This is a genomic window from Saliphagus sp. GCM10025317, assembly GCF_042663665.1.
In the GTDB taxonomy this organism is placed as follows: domain Archaea; phylum Halobacteriota; class Halobacteria; order Halobacteriales; family Natrialbaceae; genus Natronosalvus.
The window spans coordinates 722,785-746,207 of record NZ_JBHTAQ010000005.1; the positions used below are offsets into that span (position 1 = coordinate 722,785).

A 23,423-nucleotide genomic window follows, 5' to 3' on the forward strand; every position below is an offset into this window, starting at 1 on the left:
CGAATGCCGCCCGAGACACGGGTCTGTTTCATTTACTGCTCACCGGTCGAAGCGGACAGTTCGCGATTTGCGACACTCCCCGTCAAACGGATGGCCCGAGTCTGTTCGGAGGCACCGATCTCCTTTCACGCCGTCTACAGCGGACAACTGAACGCGGATATCCTTGAGCGAGCGGGCGTCACGACCCACCGAGTTCCGGCACCATCCCATGATAATCCTTTGTTGAAGGCTCCATGGCTATACCAGACGACGAAGAAGGTTGTTCGCGATTACGACATAGATATCTTGACTAATGTCTGGTCTCACTATGAAATGGCGCCCGTAGCAATGGCGAGTGGGCCCGCCAGCGTCGCTCTCCGAATCGTTGGTGAACCGATTTCTGACCCGACTTTATCGAGTGGTCTCGGCGCCCTAAAAGGACGAATCGGCCGAGGGCTCGAGCGGCTCTCGGTTCGAGCTAGCGATGTTGCCTACTTCAATTCCCACTCCTTGAAGGCCCGGTTTGAGGCACGGGTTGCGCTTCCCCCGATCGCCCCGGTAATCTCGCAAGGGGTCGATACCAGCCGGTTTACGCCAGGGCCGGTCGAAGTCCTTGAGGAACCGTGTTTCGTTTTCGTTGGACGGCTCGATTCAAAACGGAAAGGCATCGGTCGGACCGTCCAGGCCTTTGAGCAGTTTCGCGAGCGGAACGAATCTGGAACACTTGTTCTGGCAGGTCGGGGTGAATTGCCGCCCGCTATTCAAGGGACCGTCGACACACTCCCTGACGTGGAACTTGTCGGTCACCTCCCCCACGAGGAACTCACAACACTGTACCGTGAGGCGACGGCACTACTCCTCCTATCGGAGAGTGAAGCACTGCCGAACGTCGTCCTTGAGGCGATGGCCAGTGGATTGCCGGTAATCGCGACGCCTGTCGGTGACGTGCCGAGGCTGCTGGATGAGGGCCGGGGGCGAATAGTCAATGATGCCAGTGTTGAACAGGTGGTTTCTCAGATGGAAACGATCGCCGAGGATCCGGAGTTACGTGATGAACTGATATCGAAGTCCCGGTCGTATATTGAGGCAGAACACTCCTTCCAGGCGGTGAGCAAATCATTCACGAAGCTATTTTGGGGTAAAATGGGTCAATAATGTCCACAACACAGTCGGAACAATACGATATTCAGAGTCTTATCGCTCTACTCGGGACTTCTATGTTGATATTATACACTCCCGTAATGACCTTCTCTCGATTCCTCCGAGGAGGAGAGGGCACTGCGGGTTTAAGTATCATTCAAATCGGATTCATATTGCTGTTTTTGCTAGTAGTTCTCTCATGGGCGGCAACCGGAATGATATCGCCGATTCGAATACACTGGTGGACAATCTGGATAATCGCTTTTCTTGTATACTCTTTCTTGACCATCCTCTACGTGATATATCATAACGCCGATATTATTTCCTGGATTCGACAGTGGTACGAATTTTCTCCACTCTTTTTGACGGTAGCCCTGAGTCCACAAATAAAGAATAGACACCATGTCTACTACCTATTTGGGGCCTTATTGGCCGCATCTACCTTAATTTCACTACAGGGAATATTGATAAATGTGTTGAATTATGGAGACGGTCCCTACCCTTTCGTATTCGGTCTCACAGGACTTCCGTCGACATTATATATATGGGGGACGATTATTTCCTTCTCTCTTTTAGTGCTATTTATGCACCAACGATCTAAACATCTTACTCTCGTCCTCGGCTTCGTTTTGTTAATTCATGTTACTCGGTTGTTTATTGATCTCAGGAGGCTACCGATTTTGGTTGTTTTAGCTGGATTTTTGATGGTTATGGTAGTGATTCGACGGCAAATCATAAACATCCTCTCGCGACATTTGAGACTGGGTCTTGCAGCCTCAATTGCTGGCGCGATGATAGTAGCATGGCCAGTTCTACTTTTATTGAATCGTCTCGCTCAGCGAAATCTGTTCAGAGGACTATTCGTCAGACTTGATGTTAGTAGGCAAGCGTTACAGGAACTTCATCGAAATCCTGTCATTGGTCGTGGTTATATTGCCGAATTCAAACCTAGCTATGAGGTTATAGTACAGGGACATGTTAGATCAATAGATACGGTTCACAATCTCTACGTATACGTGTTGGCTAACGCTGGGATCATCGGATTTGTTCTATTTGGATTGATACTCGTGTCGGTGTTCCGTTTGTCAATAAGAGGTGTTCAAAAACAAATGACAGCCCCCGATCGAATCTTATTCTCGGCAGCATTCGGTACTTTTTCATCAATGTTGGTTTTTTTCGTATTTTCAGTTCGAGGACACCAGACCGATACAATGCTCATTTTTTCTGTAATTACGAGTGTTCTTGCATTTTATTCGATTAATTCCAGCTGACATGAGGGGCAGAGGAGAGGCTGTATATGAGTGTATGTAAATTATCAGCCAGCAGTTGATCTACCGTCATCAACCCGCAATTCGAAAATATAGCCACCACCACCCAGTGAACGACGTCCCAAACAGTCTATAAGAGACGTTGACAAAACTCTGCCGGCTTGGTACCACTCCCAACCAACTATCCGGAACCCGTGTCGATTTGCCAGTTCCTGCATCACGTAGTGATCAAACCGCATTATGTGTTCCGGATTCGTCCGCTCTTCCTGTCCAATTAGGTACCACCATAGCATATGGAGGCATCGTGGATTCGGCGTCAATAGAATCACCCGACCATCGTCTTCCACATGTTCGCGGCATCGTTATAGGAAGGCGCCTGGGCATGAGAGGTGCTCTATTAATTGCCCGTGACGTCAAACCTCTCCTCTAGGCCGAACGACTCCATATCGCCGACGACGACACATACCTTACTTCCTGTACCCGCTCAACCTCGTTGATAAGCATATCGAGACCGACGAACCTATTGACTTGTCAACAGATAACAGCGTGTAGGAACTCTCCTGGTTTAGGGGGTTCGCCACTCTTGAGCATCGAGGTCGTGTTGACCACAGCCAATATTGAGTAAGAGTGGTCATCAATCGTTCGTCACCTCCCGCATCCAACTACTCTCGTAGTTTGCAAGCCCGTCACACAGCCGCCGGAACGTCTCGAACCCGTCAGCGATTGACATACAGGCGGGATGCGCCAGAACGGTTGCGACTCCAGTTTCCATTGCATCAATCTGTGAGAGGACTCGCTCGGCCCACTCCTCGGGATAAAACGACTTATCGGTGAACGAATTATTCCATTCCAGCTGATCGACGTATTCTTCGGTTCGAAAGGCGTGGTACATGTGTTCATGGTCGGGAAGCGTATTTACTGGGATCATCGTCAGCCCGTGCTCTCGGAACGGCTTTTGATACTTGGGAGAAACAGTGTCCGACAGGTACTCTATGCCGGCATCCGATAGGATAGGTGCCGTATTGCGGTCGTTTCGATAGGCATGGTTCCGCCAGGAGACGATATCTTTATCAAGGGTTTTGGATAGCGTAGAGAGAGCTCGCTGGACCCCGAGTTTCTGTATGAAGGCCGGGGAGTAGACGCCGAAGGCCTTGTAACAGGCGTTGTAGGGAAGCGAATCCAAGTAGGGGAGGTGGTACGCAAAGTGATTGTGCCCTCCGATTTCGACGGAATCCATTTGGGCGAGGCGTCGATACGTATCCGGTTCTTCGAGTGCTGCTCGTCCAGTCACGAACAATGTGACGTCAATGTCGTATTCCGTGGCTATTCGTGCGTACTCCATTGCAGCTTCCACTTCCGTGCCCGAGAGGTAGGACTGATCTCGGGTTTGCATCGACATGTGATGGACGTCACCGGTCAGACAGACCTTCATAGATACCCGAGATCCTGGAGTTGCTCTTCGACACCTTCACTGAGTGTCACCGCATCAGCGGTGTACGGTATGGGGTCTCGATACTTGGCTTTGCGTGTTTTCGGGACGGAGTCGTCCGCGAAGATTTCGAATTTGACAGTGCCGTCGACATCCTTCGGGACCGATTCCCCGAGGAAGTGTAGGAGTGTCGGACATAGGTCCGTGATTCGCAACGTTTCTTCGAGCTGTCCGGAATCGTCGATACCATCGCCGTATGCAGCGAATAACCCCGTACGTCGGTTTTCACCCAGCCATCGTGTCGGCCGAGAGAAGACATCTCCACCGCCGAGGCTTCCGGGCAGGTGATATCCATCGTTCGGTTCGATCACGATGGCAGGAGCGGTGTCTGTATATGGCCCCGTGTAAACGTCCTCACCTCGATGGACGGCCCGACAGACAGGGTTTCCTTCAGGGTCTGTTATATCTGCGAGTTTGCTAACCAAATTTTCGATAATTCTGCCACGTCCTGGTTCATCAGCGAGGACGTAGATTGGCCCCTGGCCGCTGGCGATAACTGACGTGCGATCCCAATCGATCATACTGTCTTTAGACGTCCGGTGAAGGGTCCCCTCTTCCGATGGGATACTGTCTTTGAATGACTGTGTAACCAGACGACGGATATCGAACGGGACCGCGTCAGCTATACGACGGAGACGTGAGCGTGTCGCTCCCACCTGGCTTAATGTACTCGATATTGAACTTTCTGATTTGAGCGCCAGGTAACCTTCGTCCTCAAGCCACTGGTTGATCCTGAACTCCCAACGGATTTCATTACAACCATGATCCGACATCAGGACAACGGTGTCTGCGAGCTCGAGAATCTCACCGATCCGGTCGTCGATTCGTTGCCATGCTCGGTACGTTGGTTTACCGTTCCAGAAGAAGTGCTGCAAAACGTTAATATAAAACGTAGTGATGTGAACGAAATCGAAACGACCGGACCTTATCGCTCGCTCGGCCACGTCGAACCGTGAATCGATTGCCTCTATATGTGCATCAACGGCCGCTTCGTAGTCACCGGTTCGTGAGTCAATCTTTTCCCTCGGTTGTACTGAGTATCCCTGTTCTCGGAGTTCTGATTCGAGTTCATCCGGTCGGGCGAACCCTTCCGATTCTGTTCCTGGTCCTCCGGCAACCATCCATCCGTCGATACTCCGAGGAGGAAACGTCGTTGGCATGTTGATAACCGCTGCCTGTCGATTGGAGTCGTTTAGATAACCCCATAGTTCGAAACTCCGATAATCGCTCGAGCGTGGCGTTCGCACCTCGTGGTGCTCTGTATCGACGATCTCCCACCAGTAAACGCCAAGTTTCCCGGGGTTTTTCCCGGTTGAGTAGCACTTCCAGTTTGGCGATGTGACCGGCGGAAGACAACTTTCGAGATCAGCGTAGACGCCAGACTCTCGAATTCGCTCAATATTCGGCAACTCCTCTTCAGCAATCCATGGTTCAAGTAGATTCCAACTTCCGCCATCAAGACCTACTACTACAACAGTCATATTGATCAAGATACTCGCTAACTCCCTTAACGATTTGTTTTACAACTTTCTTATCTTCTGGTTCTAGGCCGTCGAGCAGAACCATTACCGCGAAGGATACCAGATAGGTAAGTCCACCGATAGGAAACAGCAGTAGCCCTGGCTCTTGTACGAAGTACCTGATTGTGTATAGAATACCGCCAGTAATTCCGACCGCGAGCGTGTACCAACCGTGGCCGGGGGAAAATGGACTAATATGGTAATGTCGCCATAGAAATATGAAGGCGAGCGAATTCATTACAACTACTGAACCGGTTGTCGCTATTGCAGCCCCATTGATACCGAATAAGTGGATCAAGAAATAGTTCGCCACCGCATTAAAAACGAAAGACAGGAATGTAAATATCATGATGATTCTTGACCTACCTAGCGCCGTTAGCGCCTCATAGACCGACCCCATAATAACGTTCAGCAGTGTGCCGGCGGATAACAATACTAACGCCATACCTGCTGGTCGGTACTGGTCACCAAAGAATAGAGCAATTATGTCTCCTGGGAAGACTAATATGAATATAAATGCAGGAAATGTAAAATAAAAACTCCACCTGGCGCCAAGTCGATACGTCGATTGAAATTCGTTAAGGTCACCTGTTGAGTAAGAATCTGACAACGACGGTAGTAGAGCGGTGTTAACCGCATTAAGCCCGGTAGTGAGCGCGTAAGACAGTGTGAAGGCCGTATTGTAGATGCCTACAGCCCCAGACGTCATTAGTGCACCGATGAACACTGTATCAACTTCTCGCCTTCCCCGACCAAAGAGGCGACTCGCGAACATTGGTTTAGCGAAGTCCACGATTTCGCTGATGATATTCCGTATCTCAATTGACTGAAGTGCAGGCATTGATCGCCATAGTAACCAGATACCTACCCCCACGGCTATGCCGTAACTGATAACGTATCCAATAAGTACGCCGTACAGTTCGTAACCTAAATAGAGAACGACGATGACGAGCGCAAAACGCATTGCCTTCCAAGCGAACGTATCGACTAGCGCGATGTATTTTATCCGTTCGAATCCCCGTAGTGCCGCAGTACTCACTATCAAGGCGGTGGAGAAAGGAACCATGACTGCAAACATCTGTAGCACCGGTACGAAACTTTCCTCCCCGAATACGAAGTGATTCAATAGCGGTGCTAAAACGAAGAGTGTCAGACCAAAAACAAGTGAAATCGACATAGGTGTTATAATTCCAAAAATAACGGTTCCGTTGACCCGTCCTGTCTCGCCTCTCCCCGAAAAATATGAGATATATCGCGAGAGGGCGGCATCCATTCCAAATACCGAGACAGTAGTAAGGCCGAACAATATCGATGTACCAAGCATTACGAGACCATAATCCGTTGGTCCAAGTATTCTCGCGACCGCGATCTGAGTACCGTACTCAAATGACCGCGCGGCAATCATTCCGAATAGTATGATAAGGCTGCCGGTCGCCAGCTTTGTTCCCTTCTCTTCATTCATCAGTTTTTCGTGACTCGCCTTGGTTTCCCGCGTGATTTTTCCTGCAGCAATGGCCTCCGTAGTCCTTTCGTACTGTATCGACCTTTTGTAATGTTCGGACTATCTTCTTAGCAGCCGTCCCGTTCCCGTATGGCTGTGCATCCGACGATGACTGTGGTGGGTCTTCCAGCGCTTGTCGGATTGCATTGACGTTCGCACCAACGAGAACGTTCCCGTCCGCATCGATTGTTTCTGACCATTCGGTCTCTTCGCGTAACGTGACACAAGGGACGCCAAGGAAGAATGCTTCCTTCTGAACTCCACCCGAGTCAGTCACGATAATCTCGGCATCGGCTTGCAGTGTGAGAAAGTCGAGGTAGCCGAGTGGCTCAATGAGCGTGAATTCTTTCTCAGCCAGCCCCAAGAGATCGTATCGCTCAAGTCGGTCGAGCGTCCGAGGATGTGCCGGAAGGACGACACGGCGAGGGTCGGCCGCGAGACTGGTGAGAATTGTCTCGAGTCGGTCACCGTCGTCGGTATTACGGGGTCGATGGACCGTCGCGAGGAGATATGGTTCGTCCCCGAGGTCTATATCGTTGAAAATCGTCGACTTCGCTTTGGCTTCTTCGTGCGCCCAGAGCAAGGCGTCGTACATTACGTCGCCAACGTTGTGGACGTTCTCAGTAATGCCCTCTGACTCGAGGTGGTTCACAGCACGTTCACTCGGTGTGAACAGAAGATCCGACACGTGATCGGTCAGAATGCGATTTACCTCCTCAGGCATTTCCCGATTGAAGCTCCGGAGTCCTGCTTCGACGTGTGCCAACAGTACGTTCATCTTGGAGGCGACGATCGCTGCAGCAAGTGTCGAGTTCGTGTCCCCGTAACAGAGTACGATATCCGGGTCGTGATCGTTGACCAGCGTCTCGAGTTCGATCATCATCTGAGCTGTCTGTGTGGCATGACTGTCGGAGCCGATGCCGAGATTATAGTCTGGTTCTGGAATTCCGAGTTCGTCGAAGAACACGTCGGATAGTTCTTCGTCGTAGTGCTGTCCAGTATGGACGAGTACCTCATCGTGTTCTGGGCGAAGTTCGCGAGAGACCACAAAGGCCTTGACGAATTGTGGTCTTGCACCGACCACAGAGAGTACATTCATATCCTTAAACCTGTAAGAGCATGCTCTTATGCTGTTCGATACACCCCACCCAATCCTAATTTTTGCCTGTATCAGGGAGAAGAATGACAGAACCGGAAGATTATCGAAGGTCGCTATAATTCATGCTAACGGAAACAACCACACAGAATATGGACAATAAAGCTACGGTGGGATACGAATATGCGGAAGACTCACAGGAGCCACGTATTGGAGACGCGGCAACGATCAGAGAAGGATCGATTATCTACGATGACGTGGTCATTGGTGACCGGTTCTCCACAGGTCATTACGCACTCGTACGAGAGCTAACCGAGATTGGTGACGACGTACTCATTGGAACAAACACCGTCATAGACGGCCGATCAGTTATCGGCTCGAACGTCAGCCTGCAGACGGGCGTCTACATCCCCCCGAATACGACGATTAGTAGCCAGGTATTCATCGGTCCACATGCAGTACTGACGAATGACCAGTATCCGGTTCGACAGAATACTGAACTAGCAGGCCCAACAATTGAGGACCACGTTTCTATTGGGGCGAACACAACAATCCTCCCGAACGTCACAATTGGTGAAGGTTCGTTCGTCGCAGCTGGCTCGGTTGTCGTTGATGATGTACCGCCGCAGACGCTCGCCGTTGGAACCCCAGCAGAACATCGATCACTACCAGAAAACCTCCAAGGAGGGAACGACATTTGATCCCAATTGCAAACCCAACGATCAGCGACGAAGCAAAGGAACGTGTTCAGGCAGTTCTCGACAGTGGAATGCTCGCTGATGGGCCGGAAGTCCGAGAATTTGAGCGCGAATTTGCTGATTACTGTGGGGTTGAACACGCAGTGGGCACTGCAAACGGAACGACTGCCTTACACGCCGCTCTTGAAGCGCTCGATATTGGCGAAGGCGATCTCGTCTTGACGACTCCGTTTTCGTTTATCGCAACGGCGAACGCAATCCGATTTACCGGTGCTGAACCTGTTTTTGCAGATATCGACCCAGATACCTACAATCTCGATCCAGATTCAGTACGGAAGGTCGCATACGAGCGAGATATCGACGCGATTGTTCCAGTTCATCTCTACGGTCTCCCTGCAGAGATGAGGCCCATTTGTAAGCTTGCCACTGAACTCGACATTCCAGTAGTTGAAGACGCCGCACAGGCACATGGAGCAATGTACCAGGGCGATAGGGTTGGCTCGGTCGGAGACGTCGCCTGCTTCTCGTTCTATCCGACGAAGAATATGACGACAGGTGAAGGCGGAATGATCGTTACCGATCGGGACGATATTGCATCGTCACTTCGTCAGTTCATTAACCACGGCCGGACAGGGTCGTATGAACACGAAACGGTCGGGCACAACTTCCGTATGACCAGTATCGCAGCTGCAATTGGTCGAATACAGCTACAGCAGCTTCCGAACTTCATCGAAACGCGCAGGAAGAACGCGAAACAGCTAACTAACGGACTCGAATCGACATCACTTGAAACACCATCTGAACCGAGTCACATGAAACACGTCTACCATCAGTACACGGTCCGAAGTAACGACCGAAACGACCTCAAGTCGTATCTTTCGAGCCAAGAGATCGGTTCAGGCGTCTACTATCCAACGTGTATCCATAACCAACCGGCATATGCAGATCTGGAGGCGACGGTCCCGAACGCAGAGGCTGCTGCAGACACCGTATTCTCACTACCAGTCCACCCAGCATTATCGACGAATGATATTAAACACATAATTGATGTAATCACTAACTATGAGTCGTAAGGAAATTGACGTTGGTGTTATGGGTGTTGGCTCAATGGGCCAGCACCACGCGCGGGTATATAGTGAAATTCCGAACATAAATCTTGTCGGAATCTCTGATCTTGACGAGGATCACGCAAGCACAGTCGCCCAAAAGCATGATGCAGTGGTGATGGATAGCGACGAACTTTTGGCTACTGTCGATGCTGTCTCAGTTGTCGTTCCAACCCAATTTCACTACGAGATGGTAACGACGTGTCTCGATGCAGATGTTGCGACGTTCGTGGAAAAACCTGTCTTGGATGATCTCGATCGGGCTGAAGACCTTCGATCACGGGTTGAGTCTGTAGATATTCCCGTACAGGTTGGTCATATTGAACGATTCAATCCAGCGGTAACCGCACTAAAAGAGATTATTGATGATCTGTCAATTGTCAGTATTCGAGCTCAGCGGCTCGGCCCGTCGCCTGACCGAGAAATAAAGGATAGCGCAGTCTTGGATCTAATGATCCACGATATCGATATCGTTCTGTCCATCTTCGGAGAAAGGCCCTCCTCGGTCACAGCAAATGGTGTCAAAGAGAACCGACATGCTGCGGCACTCTTGGGATTTAGTGGGGATCGAATGGCATCACTCACTGCGAGTCGAAAGACACAGCAGAAAGTCCGGACACTCGAAATCACCGCAGAAGAATGTTTCATTGAACTTGATTACATCGATCAATCGATAGAGATCCACCGGAATTCGGTACCAGAATACATCGAAAAGAATGGGGACGTTCGGTTCAAACATGAGAGTATCATCGAACGGCCAACCATTCAAACTAACGAACCGCTACGCAAAGAACTTGAATCGTTCATCGAGGCGGCAAGGTCTAACTCAACACCAGAAGTCACCGTCCAGGATGGAATTGATGCGCTCGCAGTAGCTTTAGAGATTGAAGAAATAGCCAACTCCGAAATACAGGAGGTGAATTTTGATGAGTGAGAGCAACACGTCACAGGCCGGTGTCACGAAACTCTATGGGTCGGACAGCAATGAAACGCTTCAACGAGAGGCCTTCCTGAACGGTGAAATCCCGGTTGCTATCTACGGGTTAGGGAAAATGGGCCTTCCCCTGGCTTCAGTATTCGGTGAAACCTGTGGAAACGTCATCGGAGCAGATATTGATCCAGAGGTGGTGGCGACTATACAGAGTGGAAACAGTCATATTAAACGAGAACCCGGGCTTGGAGATCTCGTTGAGAAGCTTGTTACATCCAACGATCTCCGAGCGACTAAGGAACCCCGTGAGGCAGCACAGTCAGCATCAGTTCACGTAGTTATCGTTCCAACGCCGATCACTGATGAGAAAGAGCCCGATTTGGCTATCTTGGACGCCGTTGTTTCGGATATCGCAACGGGGCTAGACGAAGGCGATTTAGTGCTAATCGAGTGTACCGTTCCACCCAAAACGACAGAAGAGCGCGTGTTTGAACAGCTAAAATCCGAGTCATCACTCTCTGAGGGTGAGTTTGGGGTCGCGTTCTGCCCTGAGCGTACTTCCTCGGGTCGAGCCTTGAAGGATATTCGAGGTGCATATCCGAAAGTTGTTGGAGGTGTCGATGCTGAAAGTACGCGAGCAGCATCAATTATCTATAACGAAGTGAATTCTGAGGGAGTACTCGAGGTTTCAGATTCGACAACTGCTGAAGCAATAAAAGTGTTTGAAGGAGTATATCGAGACGTCAACATCGCTTTAGCGAATGAGTTGGCACAATTCACCGACGAACTTGGAATTGATGTCCGTGAAGCAATTGAGGTTGCAAATACTCAACCGTTCTGTAATATCCACGACCCTGGTCCAGGGGTGGGTGGTCATTGCATCCCGTACTATCCATACTTCCTGATCAAACCGTTTGACGCTCCTTCGCCGATCCTTTCTACTGCTCGAGCGGTGAACGATTCGATGCCGGAATTCACTGTCTCGAAAGTGTGTGAAGGACTAAAGACAGAGGGGATTGACGTTGAAAATGCCACTGTAGTAGTTCTTGGATTGACATACCGGCCTGGCGTTGAGGAAATACGAGCTTCTCCGTCGATTCCAATTTCACGAGAACTCACTCACCTTGGGGCAGAGGTCTATGGTGTTGACCCAATTCTTGAGAAATTCGAAGAGTTTGATGCACAGGAATTAGAACTTGAGGAGATTTACGACCTAGGAGCGGATGCTATAGTGCTTGTTACACCACATGAGGAGTTCGAATCGATCCGATGGAATGAACTAGAACAGCGTAAAGATGGCCCGTCAGTCGTGGTTGACGGCCGGTCAACACTTGACAATCGATTTTCAGACCTCTGGAGTTATACGATAGGTTCAGGCAGGATGTGAACACTAATTATCCACAATCTGTAATATATTGCTCTCATATTCTTTTGCTATAGAATCCCAAGAAAACTCCTCAATAACGTACTTATGACCATCTGACGCTAGCTTTTCACGGAGATCAGGGTCTTCTTGAAGCCGTTCGATGAGGTCAGCTAATTCATCAGATCCCTCAGGTTGAAAGGACAACCCAGCGTTTGCGTCTCGGAGAATTTGCTCTGCTTCACCCCTGACACCAAGCGCAATTGGAACACTGGCACCCATTGCTTCGAACATTTTCGATGGGATCGCCGTTCGGAATAGTTCCACATCCCTCAAATGAACCAGCGCTACGTCTGATAGTGTGAAGAAATCCGGCACTTGTTCCTTCGGTCTTCGTCCAACAAACATAACGTTCCCGAGGCCGCGTTTCTTTGCCTCACTTTCCAGCAAATTTGCTTCGGCACCGTCTCCGACGAGTACAAACAATACGTCCGACTTATCTTGTAACTGTTCAGCCGCATCGAGAACAACAGATAACCCGTGTGCTCGCCCGATTGTACCGACATACGAGATTACGAATGCATCGTCTAACTTCACGACGAGACCGTCCTCAATTTTGAATTCTTCCCCATCATGATCGAAATAAGAAGGCGTCACACCATTTGGGTGGAACCAAATTTTTGTAGGATCCACTCCTGCCGGTACAATTTGCGACTCAAATTTTCGTGAGACAACGACAATACGGTCTGCACGTCGATAGAGAAATCGTATTAAGACTCCAAGTGGCCATAACAAGCGCTCATCTGCATCAGTAAGAGTAGTAATGGTTTCCGGCCATAAATCTCTGATTTCGTAAACGAATTTGCTACCGTTAGCTCGTGCGGTAAGCCACCCAGTCACACCAGTGAGGGGTTGAGGAGATGTAGCAATGACAACGTCATGTTTTCGGAGCCGTAGTCCAACGATTGTTGTCAGGACCATGAACCAAATGAATTTCAGTGCTCTTCTCGGAAGGCCACCACTGGATGCAGGGATCGTCTTCGTCATGATGACGGAGACGTCACCAATCGATTCACGGTGTACCCATTCGTTCGAATATCCTTCGTAAATTTTCCCTTCCGGGTAATCCGGTGCCGAGGTGAGTACTGTAACATCGTGACCTGCGTCAGACCAGCGTGAACACAGTTCCTTCACCCGAGTTGGGCCAGCACCTGTCTCTGGAGGACAGTATTGAGTTACATATAATATTGAATGGGACGTTGAGTCTCCTGTCATCATCACTCGTTTGGTCAGGGTGGGTCTGGTTTAGTCATTTTGATGCATTTAGCAGGTGGAGAACACGGCAGAATTTTCTAACTTTGTATACATAGAGTGTAAATGACGTGATTACTAAAGGATTCTATCCATTTTCAAAGTCCCATAAATACTACCTTCGGATTGTCTCCCAACTGTCCTCGAGCACGTTCCACACCTGCCGAATAACGATTTTCAAGTCGAACCAGAAGGACTGTTTCCGGATGTACTCGAGATCGTAGCGCAGCTTCATCCTGGGATCGGTGCTCTTCGCGTCGTTGATCTGCGCCAGCCCTGTCAGCCCGGGTTTCACGAACCAGCGTTTGCGCCAGGCGGGCGTATCTTCCTCGAGCAGAGTTTCCTCCTCGGTCCAAGCGGCCCGTGGGCCGACGACACTCATTTTCCCAATGAGAATCGCCCACAGCTGCGGGAGTTCGTCCAGGTGTGTCTTCCGCAGCATCTGACCGACCCGCGTAATTCGGTCGTTCGACTCGTCGTCTACGGGCTCGGCGGAGTCCCCTTCGGGAACCATCGACCGGAACTTGTAGACGGGGAACGTCTCACCGAACCCGGCCGTGCGGTGCTGTTTGTAAAGCACCGGTCCCCGACTGTCGAGTTTCACGGCCACTGCAATCACTACCATCAATGGCGCGAAGACAACCAGACCTACTAGAGCAAACATTACGTCGAACAGCCGCTTGAACACGTGATCGAGCGGGTCCCACGGCTCGAGATCCACGTCCACCAGCTCCCCGACGTCGTCGTTGTTCACGAGCACGCTTGAGGCGTACTCGCGGTGGACCTTCGCCTCAACACCGTGTTCGTGGCACGCATCCAGCGCGCCGAAGAATTCCGCGCGGTCGGCCCGGAAGAACGCCAGGACGACGGTGTCGACGTCGTACTCGACCAGGACGTCCTCCAGACGGGACAGCCCGCCGAGTCTGGTCATCGCGCCCAGGCGACCGTACTCGTCGATAGCTGCTTCGAGGTCCGCGAGCTGGTGGTCCTCTATCGTCCCACCGTCGGTCAAAATGCCGTTGACTTCGGCCTCGGATTGCCCGGCTACCGTGGGCCGGGTCGGGCACAGATAGCCGATTATGGGCGCATCAATGGCGGGCGCGACCCGTTTGATCTGGTGGAGGTCGTCGCCGACGATCAGCGTTCGACCCGTCTCGCCGGCCGGCCGTCGGCGCACCTGGAAGAACCAGACCGGTACCACGACGGCCAGAATCGCGACGGTCATCGTCAGCGTCTGGCGGGGCAATCGATGAGACCACTTGAAGTAGCCCAGCGTCGCCATTGCCAATCCAGCCACGACCACGCGTTTCTCAGCGATGAAGATCGTGTCGAGCGCTCGCCGGGGCTGTGGTTTATACAGCGGCAACAACGCCCCGACCACGGCCACCGTGCTCAGCGCAACTGCCCAGCGCAGCGACTCCCCGTCGAGAACCGTTGGCTCGAGACGGTTGAATAGCGGCACGTACGTCGTGAACAGGTGCTGTGGGATCGGGTGATTCGCGATGAGGACGGCAGTAATCGTCAAGGCGAGTATCCCACCTGCACTCACGATTCGGTACTGCCACCCCTTCAGCATCTACGTAAGGCACCCGTGTTCTGAAGATATATGTCTTTGGAAATTACTGGATTGCTTACACCAATCCACATAATGGTTGTGGCCATTCGGTCGTTTCACTTCGATCACGTGAGGCGAGAATCACGTTGGTACTCATTAGTTTGCTCCTGTATATCTTCACACAAGTAAGGAAGTCTCGCAGAGACCCGTCTACAGCCACACGACTATAGGGACCTGAGCCGATATCGATCGCCCCTTCCTCGAGCGAAACAGACTGCCTGAAGGAGCGTTCGCTCGACGATACGTATCATGTTCTCGAAGTGGAGGGCATGGTCAAGTCGCTAGCCGGGAACTGTGGCGAGTAACTCTCCAGGTAACAGGGTAGTTCACACCCACCTGGAATTCCTGTCGAAACGCCAGTAGTGCAGAACGAAACGCCGAAGTACTGACTGTGAGTCGACAGAGATGATGCACACCGCGGTCCGTCTCGGACTGCTCGCCATCTGTCTCCTCGCGGCTGTCGGACTTGTAGTCCACCACGGGGCGACCTACGACGAGAACTGGTCCCACCCGACGGGCGACCAGCTCGAGGGGAACGTCGAGGCCTACACCGGCGAACGCGTCCTCCTCTTCGGCGAAGTCCACGCGGTCGAGGACGACGCACTGACGGTCCACGTGACCAACGACGCCGACGAAGTCGTCCTCGAGCTGACGGTCCACGGACCCACCGAGCCGGTCGAACCCGGCGGCGTGGTCCAGGTCTACGGGATTCTCGAGGGCGACCGAACCATGACACCCGACGGGTTCGTCGTTGTGAACGAGAGTCCGACGGCTACCCGGTACAAGCACCTCGCTTCTCTCCTCGGTGGGCTCCTCGCTGCTGCGTACTTCCTTCGACAGTGGCGAATCAACGTCGCTGGAATCGGCTTCGAGCCTCGCTACACCACAAGCGATACGCGAGAGGTGTCCGACGATGGCTGACCTCCTCACACACGTCCTCGTGGCCTACGCCTGTTTCACCGTTCTGCGCTGGCGCCTCGAGTGGCTTACCCCGCGCTGGCTCGCCATCAGTCTCGTTGGCTCGCTTCTGCCCGACATCAATCGCATCGAACTGGTCGTCTCCGACGCCGCAGTCGAAGCCGCGACCGGCGTTCCCTTCGACTTCGATGCGATCCACACGCTTGGCGGCATCGTCGTCCTCGCCGCCATCGGCGCGCTCTGCTTTCGAGCCAGTCACCAGCGCGCGTTCGTCATGCTGTTCGGGGGCGCACTCTCGCATCTCGCCGTGGACGGCCTGAAGGTGTACGCCGACGCACAGTCAGGCGCCTGGCTGTATCCCTTCACCTGGTTTCGTCACCCGTCGCCGAACCTGTACGTCTCCTCGGATCCGATCGTCCTTGCCGTGGCTATCGTTGTAGCCGCCATCGTCTGGCGTATCGACCGCTGGCTCGAGACCAGAGCGCCACAGCGACTTCGAGATCAGCGAGACCGCTGATATACTGATTCGGTCGGACGCACCGTCGACGCGATTCGCCCGACAGCTAACGAACCAGGATCAGCTATCTCGAGAATCATATCATCGTCGATAACGAATTCACGAGAAAGACGAACTCGAGACACCGGCGGCCGGAGTTCGCTGGAGACTAGGCCACCAGCTAACCCCACTGCCGTGTCGATTCGCGAGAATCGTCCTTTCTTTGCGAGTCCATCGAAAGATAACAACAGCTATAGTCCAGCGTCGGCCTTGCCAGACATATGATCGTGGTGGCTGACGTATGGAGTTGATCGACGACGAGGGCAAACTCTTCGGCCGAGTCAACGTCGTTGACGCGCTCGTCGTACTGATTTTGCTTGCAGTCGTCGTTGCTGGCATCGCCGTCGTCGGGGTCCTTTCGGGCGATGCCGAACCCGAAACCCGCTATGCGACGATCGATCTCGGCCCCCAATCCGAGCACGTCGCTGAACAAATTTCCGAGGGTGACGTCATGTACCTGGAGGGAAGCGGAGACAATCTGACGGTGACCGACGTCTATCGGTCGGCGTCGAGTGGCGATGACGAGGAACGCGCTGGTGGCGCTCACGTCGTGATCCGCGCGGAACTCAACGGGCAACTCGCCGAAGACGACCAGCGAGAGGACCCTGTCTTCCAGTTCGGTGGTCAACGCCTGCGCGTGGGCCAGACCCTGACGATCGACACGCTCGAGTACACGACCGAGGGTGAGGTCCGATCGGTGAGTGGCGAGGAAACGACGCTGCCGGTGAACGAGACGGAACTGGTCGTCGAGACGACCCTTCCGACCGCGACGGCCGACGAGATCGCCGAAGGAGATACCTACCGTATCGCCGGTGACACGATCGCGTCTGTCGAGTCGGTACGGACGCACGTCGCCGGCGACAACCGGCGCCGCGTCGTCGTTGGACTCACCGCCAGGACGATCGACACCAGCTCCGGGCCGGCGTTCGGCGATCAGCCAGTCGTACTCGGGTCGACGATTCCTGTTCGGACCGACGCCTACGAGTTCGCGGGGAACGTCACGCGACGCGGAGCACTCGAGGAGTCCGGCGAGGAAACCACCGTGAGCGTCACGGCGACCCTCGATAACGTGAAACCAGACGTCGCCGACGGCCTCGAGGCTGGCATGGCCGAAACCGAACGCGGCGAGACGGTCGCAACCATCGACACCGTCGAGACGGAACCCGCGTCGGTTATCCTCGAGAGTGAGGACGGCAACATCTACGAACGCGACCACCCCCGGAACCTCGACCTCACGCTCGATCTCGAACTCGAGGGTCGAGAGACCGAATCTGGGCTCCGATTCCACGGTGAACCACTTCGGGAGGGCGAGACGATCATCCTCGACTTCGGAACCGTCATCGTCACCGTCGAGGTAACGGATATCGATCGATAACACCTAACCACACCGATGACCGATTCACTCCGCGCAGCCTACGAACGTTCGACCGTCGTCACCGTCGTCGAGCGGATTCGCCGGAGGCTTGCAACGGCGCTCGCACGATCGGGGCTCGCCTCGACGATCGTTCCCGGTCCCTCGAGCCGAGATGATCGGGATTCGCCCGGTGAATCCGCTGGTGTCGAGGACGAACGCGCCACGCCTGCGGAGGCGGTCGGGACTGGGACTCCCGGAGCTGACGACTCCACGATTAAGCGCCATTCCCGATCGTTCGTCGCGCGGGCGACTGAGTCGTCGGTCATCGCTTCCCGCGGCCGGGCGGTCCAGCGCTTTGTAACTCGCGCTGGCCGTTCCGCTCGAGTCGTAGGAGGCGCGACCGTTCTCGCTCGATACGTAACGTCGTCGTCGGTGTATCGCTGGTTCACAGCCGAACCTGAACCGGAGGTGATCGTCATCGACCTGCGCGAGACGAGGACCGTCGGACCCATCTTCGCCATTCTCGATCGTGCAATCGCGTTCGTAACCGCCGGCCTCACGACCTCGCGTATCGCCAGGATCGGGCGTTCGATCGCCGATCGGGTCTGTGCCCGTCCGATCCGCGTTCTGGGGCTGTGTCTCCTTTCAGCGCTGCTCTCGAGCTTCCTCCTGTTGACGGTAACCGATGCGATCACTGTGCCTCTCGCCGTCGTCCACGGACTGCTGGCCCTCGTGGCGGCCGCCGGAACGCGTTCGAACGCGACCCTCGAGGATCTGCGCTCGTCGCGGGCTGCTGCCCTTCTCAGCGCGGTACTAGAGCCACCAGAACCGCCCGAACGAGTAGATGATGAGTCGCTGTCCGAGTCCGACCGACGGTAAGGGTGTCAACTCGATAAACTCGAACTCCGTGCTGACTCATTTTCGCCGGATATTTCCACCAGTGAAGACCCCACGGCGGACGCTCGATGGAGTTTCCCGCGGTCTCAATCCGGGACGATCGATGCGATAGTAGATCCTGGTCGCGCCAAGGATATCAAGGTGATCCAACCACGCGAAGGATCTCTGGCGCTTCGTACATTCGGTAGCGTTCTAAGTCTATTTACGGGAGACTTAGTAGATTTAGAACGGGGGCCGGACAGCTCTGTATCAAACTGGGATTCGAATTTCAGGACAGCTCCCGCCGATACACTTCGATATGGACATCACAGTGGCCATCGATCAGCGAACAATCTGACTGTTTGATTATTTGTGTTGGCCACGGTGATCGGTGAACTCCGTCAGTGTCTTGTGATCGTAAGAACCGTCCAACCGAAGCAAATGCTGTGGGCTGAGGGTCAATAGAAAGCCGTTGAATACGAGCTGAATCCTGATCACAATATTCTGAATAGTTCCTTCCTATGTGTGTTTGTCAAAGCGAGCTACGGCTCGTCTGGGCGTGGCGCGTTCTCGTACTTGACCATCTTCTCGGGTTTCTCGGAGATGGTCTCGTAGATCCGTTGCAGCGTCTCCTCGGCCGCGAGAAGGTTGTGGGCCTCGAGGAAGTCACGGCCCTCGTCGGTGAGCCCGTAGAACTTCCAGGGATAGCCCTGTCGGCGGTCGTCATCATCAAGCGCAACCTCTTTGACGATGTCGGCATCGATCAACTTCTGGATGTGCTTGTAGACGGTGGCGTCGCTGACGCTCGGGTTGAGCGCCTCGAGTTCGTACATCGAAGGGAGCTGGTCGGGATGCTGGAGGATGTTGTTGATGAGCGCAAATCGCGTTTGCTGGGTGACGAAGTGGACCAGTTCTCGGGCCTCCATCCCATCCGTAGTTCCAAGGTCGGTGCTCATACTGCACGGTACACGCTGTGGCGGCAAGTAGTTTACCCTTGAGTAAATCACTCTCGGGTAAACCAAACCTACTTGACCCGGTGATTTACTCCATAAACCATATCTTCTCGTCACGAGAATGTTTCCGTATGTCTGACGAGGAGTCGCCCGTTCCTAACGAAGTCCTCCAGAGTGCCAAAGAACAACTTTCTGACGAGGCGATCTCGCTTAGAGACAACGAAGAGATCCTCCATGCGCTGAGCGAACTGACTCCGGTCTACGAAACCGAGCGATCGTATTTCGTGCTCGGGAACTACGACCGGGAGCCTATCCGCCGGCTGAATCTGGTCGTTGATCGGTTGAACCGGCGAACGGATGCCTACGCCTTCCGAATGGTCGATATCCGAGGCGAATGGGACAACAGTATTCAAAAGTTCTGCCTGATTGCAGATATCGTCACGTATCTCGTCGGCGTCGCGGAGAAGAAACCGAGCGACTTCCTCGTTGAACAGGGACTCCTCGTTGGCACCACCGAATACTTCGCGAAGAGCCACGTCCTCAAGCGAGAGTACGAGGATGAAGAGCACTCGTTTGGTTGGATGCAGGACGGTGTCTTTGATTTGTTCGACAATGAGGGGCGTTTGTATCGATGGCGAACCGAGGAGGACCTCGTTGAAGTAACTGGCGAGCTGCCGTGAGTTCGAGTCTCCCCCGAGAATTACCTTCACTCACGCCGTGTCGACCTCGGGGATTACAAACCTCAGATAGTAGGCCTCGCGGGTGTACGCGGCGTCCATCGACGGGGCCTTCTCCTGAGGAGCATACACGCGCGTATCGACGAGTTCCTCGTCGTAGTGGACGATCAGATCGCCCGTCTGGGCCGACCCCATATTCTGGATGTCGCCAATGGCCAGCGCGCCGTACAGCTCGAACTCGCCGTGCATATACAGTGTTGATTCGGAGGCATGGACGTACCCTGTCACGGTGATTTCGTCGGACTCGGCGCGTTCGCCCCGTCGTTCTTCGTCCGCCCGGATATCACCGGCGGCGAAGACTCGCATATCAGGCGCCCGATGGGGATTGTCGGTCGTTTCGATCCGGACGTCATCGCCCAGCTCGAGGTCGCCCGTCACATACAACCGAAAGTCGTCATCGGCGACGATCGTCGCGTTTGCGAGCGTGAGGTTGCCGGCGACGAACAGCGAGGTGTCATCGACCAGTCGGAGGGTCTCATTGCTGACCTCGAGGTCGCCGTCCGTGTGGTAGGACCCGCCGGCTTCGAGAACAGTCAGGTCCGATGCTCCGATCGGGGCCCCCTGGGTCGACTCCTGCGCGGCGATGACGTCGCCTGTAGGCACCGGCACGGAGACGTTGTCGGCGTACTCGACGATCTGGTCGTCTGTGAGCCATGGGCCGGGGGTGATCGACTCACCGGAGACGACGCGCTCGACGCGGAGGTCGACCGTGCCGCCGCCGCCGGCCGCGAAGTGCAGTTCGTTCGGCGAGCGAATCGTCGCGTTGGCCCCGCGATTGTCCCCACCATACGCCCCCGCCGAGGAGGCGTAGCTGTCGACCCACAGACGGTCGATCTCGCCGACCGTGACGCCCCCTGTCTCCCCGAAAGCGATCGCCGACGAATCGGTCGGCGGCCGTGGTGCGTTGCCCCCTTCGAAGACCACCTCGACGGTCTCGCCGTCGACCAGCCGCGCCTCACCGCTCCTTTCGAGCGCCTCGTACCAGGCCGGCGCATACTCACTGTGGACGGTGAGGGTCACGTTCGCGGTCGGATCCTCGACGCGAATCGCCGTCGTCCCCGTTCGCTCGAGGTCGCCAGAAAACGTCTCACCGGCAAGTTGCGGCACCGTAATCTGCGTTGACCGCCCCTGTGTCTCGACGGCCGGATCGCGGATCGCCCGTCCGTCTTGCACCACGAGCCCGCCTTCGTACACCAGGTCGTCGGTCACGAGCCGCCCCATCGATTCGTTATACTCCTCCTGGCCGTCGACGCTGATCACGAGCCGACCTCCCTCGACCCGCTCGTACGACTCTTCGACACCAACCGCCCGGTGATCGCCTTCTCCCAGCGAGGTAACCCCGTGGGCGATCGTCTGCATCTCGAGGCGATCCCGCTCCGTCTCGGCTTCGTCTTGCACTAGCTCTAGTCCACTCACTCCCACCGTCGCAATCGCCGTGGCTCCCACCAGTACCATCCCAAAGAGGAGGACGACCCCGAGAACCTCCGCCTGTGCACGCCCCATGGCGTGTCTGCCCAACGGTGGTATACATACACATTATGGCGAGTTTAACATTCTGAAAATCGAATGGGTTGCCTAACCGAGGGAATAACACTGGTAGGCGGCCGAATATACTGTCAAGAACTTTCGAGCGACACACTTGCCTAATTACGAGTCCGAATCGACGAGTTCTGCCTGCCCGGCGGTTCCCTCGACCTCGGTCACGCGGACGGTCGCCTGGATGCCTCTGACTTCTTCCTCGAGAAAGAGGACGAATCCGCCGTCGGTTTTGCACACGAGCGTCCCGTCGGGCTTCTCGTCGACGATGTCGACGGTCAGTTCGTCGCCCGGTTCGGGCTTCCCGCCGAGGGGCTCGCCGCATCGCCAGCACTCCGTATCGTACGCTGGCGTGCCTTCAGGTGCGTTGTTCGCGCCACACCTCGGTGTATCGCATTTGATGAACGTCTCGTGTTCGCCTGGTAGATAACGTCCCACGCTACCACTGTCGAGAGCAAAGAGCAAAAAGGTCGTTCATTCCTCGAAGAGTCTCTGTGCCCGCCTGTAGATCGGTGCTTCCAGCCAATCTCTGTTCTCGGCCAGGTGCTCGAGCCGGTTCCGTGCATCGTCCTGTGTCAGCCGACTACGTTTGACGAGGGCTTTCAGCATGATAGGCGAGATTGCGACTCGAGCCGCTGTCATGTTTTGTAGTTCGGGTAATGCCCTGAGATCATCTGTAATGAGGAAGTCGGCGTCGAGTTCCTGGCAGAGGTGGACACAGCTTGCTTCACCGGGGTCGACCCTCGATGTCTGAACGTCGGGATTAGAGAGTTTGTGAATCGTGATTTGTGACCGGTTCTCGAGTGCTGTGGTAGCGCCAGTGCCGTGGATATCTGTGTACGCTGCGGTCGCTTCGAGTTCTTCGATTACGGTTTCGGTAGTGTGGGTGTCGAACTCCTCAAGTACCAAATCGAGAGTAGCTGCGGTAGCAAGAGAGACGAACGCGCTGGTGTCGACGACTATCATCTACAGGTCGGCGAGTTCGTCGGCAAGCTCGTCACCCTGCTCGAGAACGGTTTTCGATGCCCGGATTGCTTCTGCATCCTGCCGACCGAGAACGGTTTTCAGGGTATCGAACTCGATCTGATCCTCGAGGTAGAGTTCGGTGACTGCTTCCTTAAATCGGGCTTCGTCCTCGATCCCCTCGAAGTACTCCTGGAGTGCTTCCTTGATGATCTCGGTCCGATTTTTGTGAGCGATTTCAGCAGCGATGTCTGCCTTCTCGACCAGTTCATTTGGCAGTCTGAAGTTGACTCGTGTGGTCCCCATACCAACACCTCTTGTACATACGTTGTACCCACAAGTGTATAATTGCTTCTCTCGTCTCGCCACTACGTCTCCGTGTCGACGAGCTCCGTCTGTTCGGCGACCTCACCGTTCTGGGTCACTCGGCTGGTCGCTTGGACTCATGAAGTCGGTCCAAACTCCCGAAACACTGTCGACTGAAATCCATCGTCCTCGGCCCCAAGGCTCGAC

22 protein-coding genes are annotated in these 23,423 nt (G+C 54.1%); 11 read left to right on the forward strand and 11 right to left on the reverse strand.

Annotated features, from left to right (window positions below; genetic code table 11):
- The first annotated feature begins 3 nt into the window (after positions 1–3).
- A complete protein-coding gene (locus ACFQS4_RS05640) occupies positions 4–1,134 on the forward strand; it encodes a glycosyltransferase family 4 protein (RefSeq protein ID WP_497902684.1) in 1,131 nt (376 codons plus the stop codon).
- 569 nt (positions 1,135–1,703) lie between these two features.
- Positions 1,704–2,390 carry an O-antigen ligase family protein gene (locus tag ACFQS4_RS05645; RefSeq protein WP_497902685.1) on the forward strand — a complete coding sequence of 229 codons (687 nt, stop codon included), beginning with the start codon at positions 1,704–1,706 and terminating at the stop codon, positions 2,388–2,390.
- Positions 2,391–3,021: 631 nt separating this feature from the next.
- Here ACFQS4_RS05645 and ACFQS4_RS05650 read toward each other — a convergent pair.
- The 4 genes from ACFQS4_RS05650 to wecB are packed head-to-tail and all read right to left on the reverse strand — an operon-like array spanning position 3,022 to position 7,996.
- Positions 3,022–3,786, reverse strand: coding sequence for a hypothetical protein (locus ACFQS4_RS05650; protein ID WP_497902686.1), 765 nt, complete (start codon positions 3,784–3,786; stop codon positions 3,022–3,024).
- Between the two features lie 29 nt (positions 3,787–3,815).
- Positions 3,816–5,357, reverse strand: coding sequence for an alkaline phosphatase family protein (locus ACFQS4_RS05655; RefSeq protein ID WP_497902687.1), 1,542 nt, complete (start codon positions 5,355–5,357; stop codon positions 3,816–3,818).
- Entirely contained in the window at positions 5,332–6,858 is a 1,527-nt protein-coding gene (locus ACFQS4_RS05660) for a flippase (RefSeq protein ID WP_497902688.1), read from the reverse strand. Before ACFQS4_RS05660 ends, ACFQS4_RS05655 begins: the two co-directional genes overlap by 26 nt.
- Positions 6,851–7,996, reverse strand: coding sequence for a non-hydrolyzing UDP-N-acetylglucosamine 2-epimerase (gene wecB / locus ACFQS4_RS05665; protein ID WP_497902689.1), 1,146 nt, complete (start codon positions 7,994–7,996; stop codon positions 6,851–6,853). The genes ACFQS4_RS05660 and wecB overlap by 8 nt, the downstream gene beginning before the upstream one ends.
- A gap of 149 nt (positions 7,997–8,145) precedes the next feature.
- On the opposite strand from wecB, the gene ACFQS4_RS05670 reads away from it, so the two are divergent.
- From ACFQS4_RS05670 to ACFQS4_RS05685, 4 genes are read left to right on the forward strand one after another with little or no spacing between them, the layout of a single operon-like run.
- A complete protein-coding gene (locus ACFQS4_RS05670) occupies positions 8,146–8,694 on the forward strand; it encodes an acyltransferase (protein WP_497902690.1) in 549 nt (182 codons plus the stop codon).
- On the forward strand, positions 8,691–9,764 hold the full coding sequence (locus ACFQS4_RS05675; RefSeq protein WP_497902691.1) for a DegT/DnrJ/EryC1/StrS family aminotransferase: 1,074 nt from the start codon (positions 8,691–8,693) through the stop codon (positions 9,762–9,764). The genes ACFQS4_RS05670 and ACFQS4_RS05675 overlap by 4 nt, the downstream gene beginning before the upstream one ends.
- Positions 9,754–10,731: a Gfo/Idh/MocA family oxidoreductase gene (locus tag ACFQS4_RS05680; RefSeq protein ID WP_497902692.1), complete on the forward strand. Its 978-nt coding sequence runs from the start codon at positions 9,754–9,756 to the stop codon at positions 10,729–10,731. The genes ACFQS4_RS05675 and ACFQS4_RS05680 overlap by 11 nt, the downstream gene beginning before the upstream one ends.
- Positions 10,724–12,115 carry a nucleotide sugar dehydrogenase gene (locus ACFQS4_RS05685; protein ID WP_497902693.1) on the forward strand — a complete coding sequence of 464 codons (1,392 nt, stop codon included), beginning with the start codon at positions 10,724–10,726 and terminating at the stop codon, positions 12,113–12,115. Before ACFQS4_RS05680 ends, ACFQS4_RS05685 begins: the two co-directional genes overlap by 8 nt.
- A gap of 3 nt (positions 12,116–12,118) precedes the next feature.
- Here the strand turns inward: ACFQS4_RS05685 and ACFQS4_RS05690 are convergent, their stop codons facing one another.
- On the reverse strand, positions 12,119–13,369 hold the full coding sequence (locus ACFQS4_RS05690; protein ID WP_497902694.1) for a glycosyltransferase family 4 protein: 1,251 nt from the start codon (positions 13,367–13,369) through the stop codon (positions 12,119–12,121).
- A gap of 148 nt (positions 13,370–13,517) precedes the next feature.
- Positions 13,518–14,978 (reverse strand): sugar transferase, encoded by a 1,461-nt coding sequence (locus tag ACFQS4_RS05695; protein ID WP_497902695.1) that lies wholly within the window; start codon positions 14,976–14,978, stop codon positions 13,518–13,520.
- A 447-nt stretch (positions 14,979–15,425) separates the two neighbouring features.
- On the opposite strand from ACFQS4_RS05695, the gene ACFQS4_RS05700 reads away from it, so the two are divergent.
- From ACFQS4_RS05700 to ACFQS4_RS05715, 4 genes are all read left to right on the forward strand, one after another.
- Positions 15,426–15,938, forward strand: a complete 513-nt coding sequence (locus ACFQS4_RS05700) for an OB-like fold-containing membrane protein (RefSeq protein ID WP_497902696.1) — start codon at positions 15,426–15,428, stop codon at positions 15,936–15,938.
- Positions 15,931–16,452 carry a metal-dependent hydrolase gene (locus tag ACFQS4_RS05705; protein WP_497902697.1) on the forward strand — a complete coding sequence of 174 codons (522 nt, stop codon included), beginning with the start codon at positions 15,931–15,933 and terminating at the stop codon, positions 16,450–16,452. The genes ACFQS4_RS05700 and ACFQS4_RS05705 overlap by 8 nt, the downstream gene beginning before the upstream one ends.
- A gap of 280 nt (positions 16,453–16,732) precedes the next feature.
- A complete protein-coding gene (locus ACFQS4_RS05710; RefSeq protein WP_497902698.1) occupies positions 16,733–17,866 on the forward strand; it encodes a DUF4330 family protein in 1,134 nt (377 codons plus the stop codon).
- A gap of 15 nt (positions 17,867–17,881) precedes the next feature.
- Positions 17,882–18,724, forward strand: coding sequence for a hypothetical protein (locus ACFQS4_RS05715; protein WP_497902699.1), 843 nt, complete (start codon positions 17,882–17,884; stop codon positions 18,722–18,724).
- A 539-nt stretch (positions 18,725–19,263) separates the two neighbouring features.
- Here ACFQS4_RS05715 and ACFQS4_RS05720 read toward each other — a convergent pair.
- Positions 19,264–19,677, reverse strand: a complete 414-nt coding sequence (locus ACFQS4_RS05720; RefSeq protein WP_497902700.1) for a PadR family transcriptional regulator — start codon at positions 19,675–19,677, stop codon at positions 19,264–19,266.
- Positions 19,678–19,805: 128 nt separating this feature from the next.
- Between ACFQS4_RS05720 and ACFQS4_RS05725 the strand changes: the two genes are divergently transcribed.
- A complete protein-coding gene (locus ACFQS4_RS05725) occupies positions 19,806–20,354 on the forward strand; it encodes a DUF8170 family protein (RefSeq protein WP_497903155.1) in 549 nt (182 codons plus the stop codon).
- Between the two features lie 30 nt (positions 20,355–20,384).
- On the opposite strand, the gene ACFQS4_RS05730 is transcribed toward ACFQS4_RS05725, so the two are convergent.
- The 4 genes from ACFQS4_RS05730 to ACFQS4_RS05745 all read right to left on the reverse strand — a co-directional run bounded on the left by ACFQS4_RS05730 (position 20,385) and on the right by ACFQS4_RS05745 (position 23,216).
- A complete protein-coding gene (locus tag ACFQS4_RS05730) occupies positions 20,385–21,914 on the reverse strand; it encodes a DUF7289 family protein (protein WP_497902701.1) in 1,530 nt (509 codons plus the stop codon).
- 144 nt (positions 21,915–22,058) lie between these two features.
- Complete coding sequence (locus tag ACFQS4_RS05735) at positions 22,059–22,385, reverse strand: TRAM domain-containing protein (protein ID WP_497902702.1); 327 nt, start codon at positions 22,383–22,385, stop codon at positions 22,059–22,061.
- Between the two features lie 36 nt (positions 22,386–22,421).
- Entirely contained in the window at positions 22,422–22,913 is a 492-nt protein-coding gene (locus ACFQS4_RS05740; protein WP_497902703.1) for a PIN domain-containing protein, read from the reverse strand.
- Positions 22,914–23,216, reverse strand: a complete 303-nt coding sequence (locus tag ACFQS4_RS05745) for a ribbon-helix-helix domain-containing protein (protein WP_497902704.1) — start codon at positions 23,214–23,216, stop codon at positions 22,914–22,916.
- Positions 23,217–23,423 lie beyond the last annotated feature (207 nt).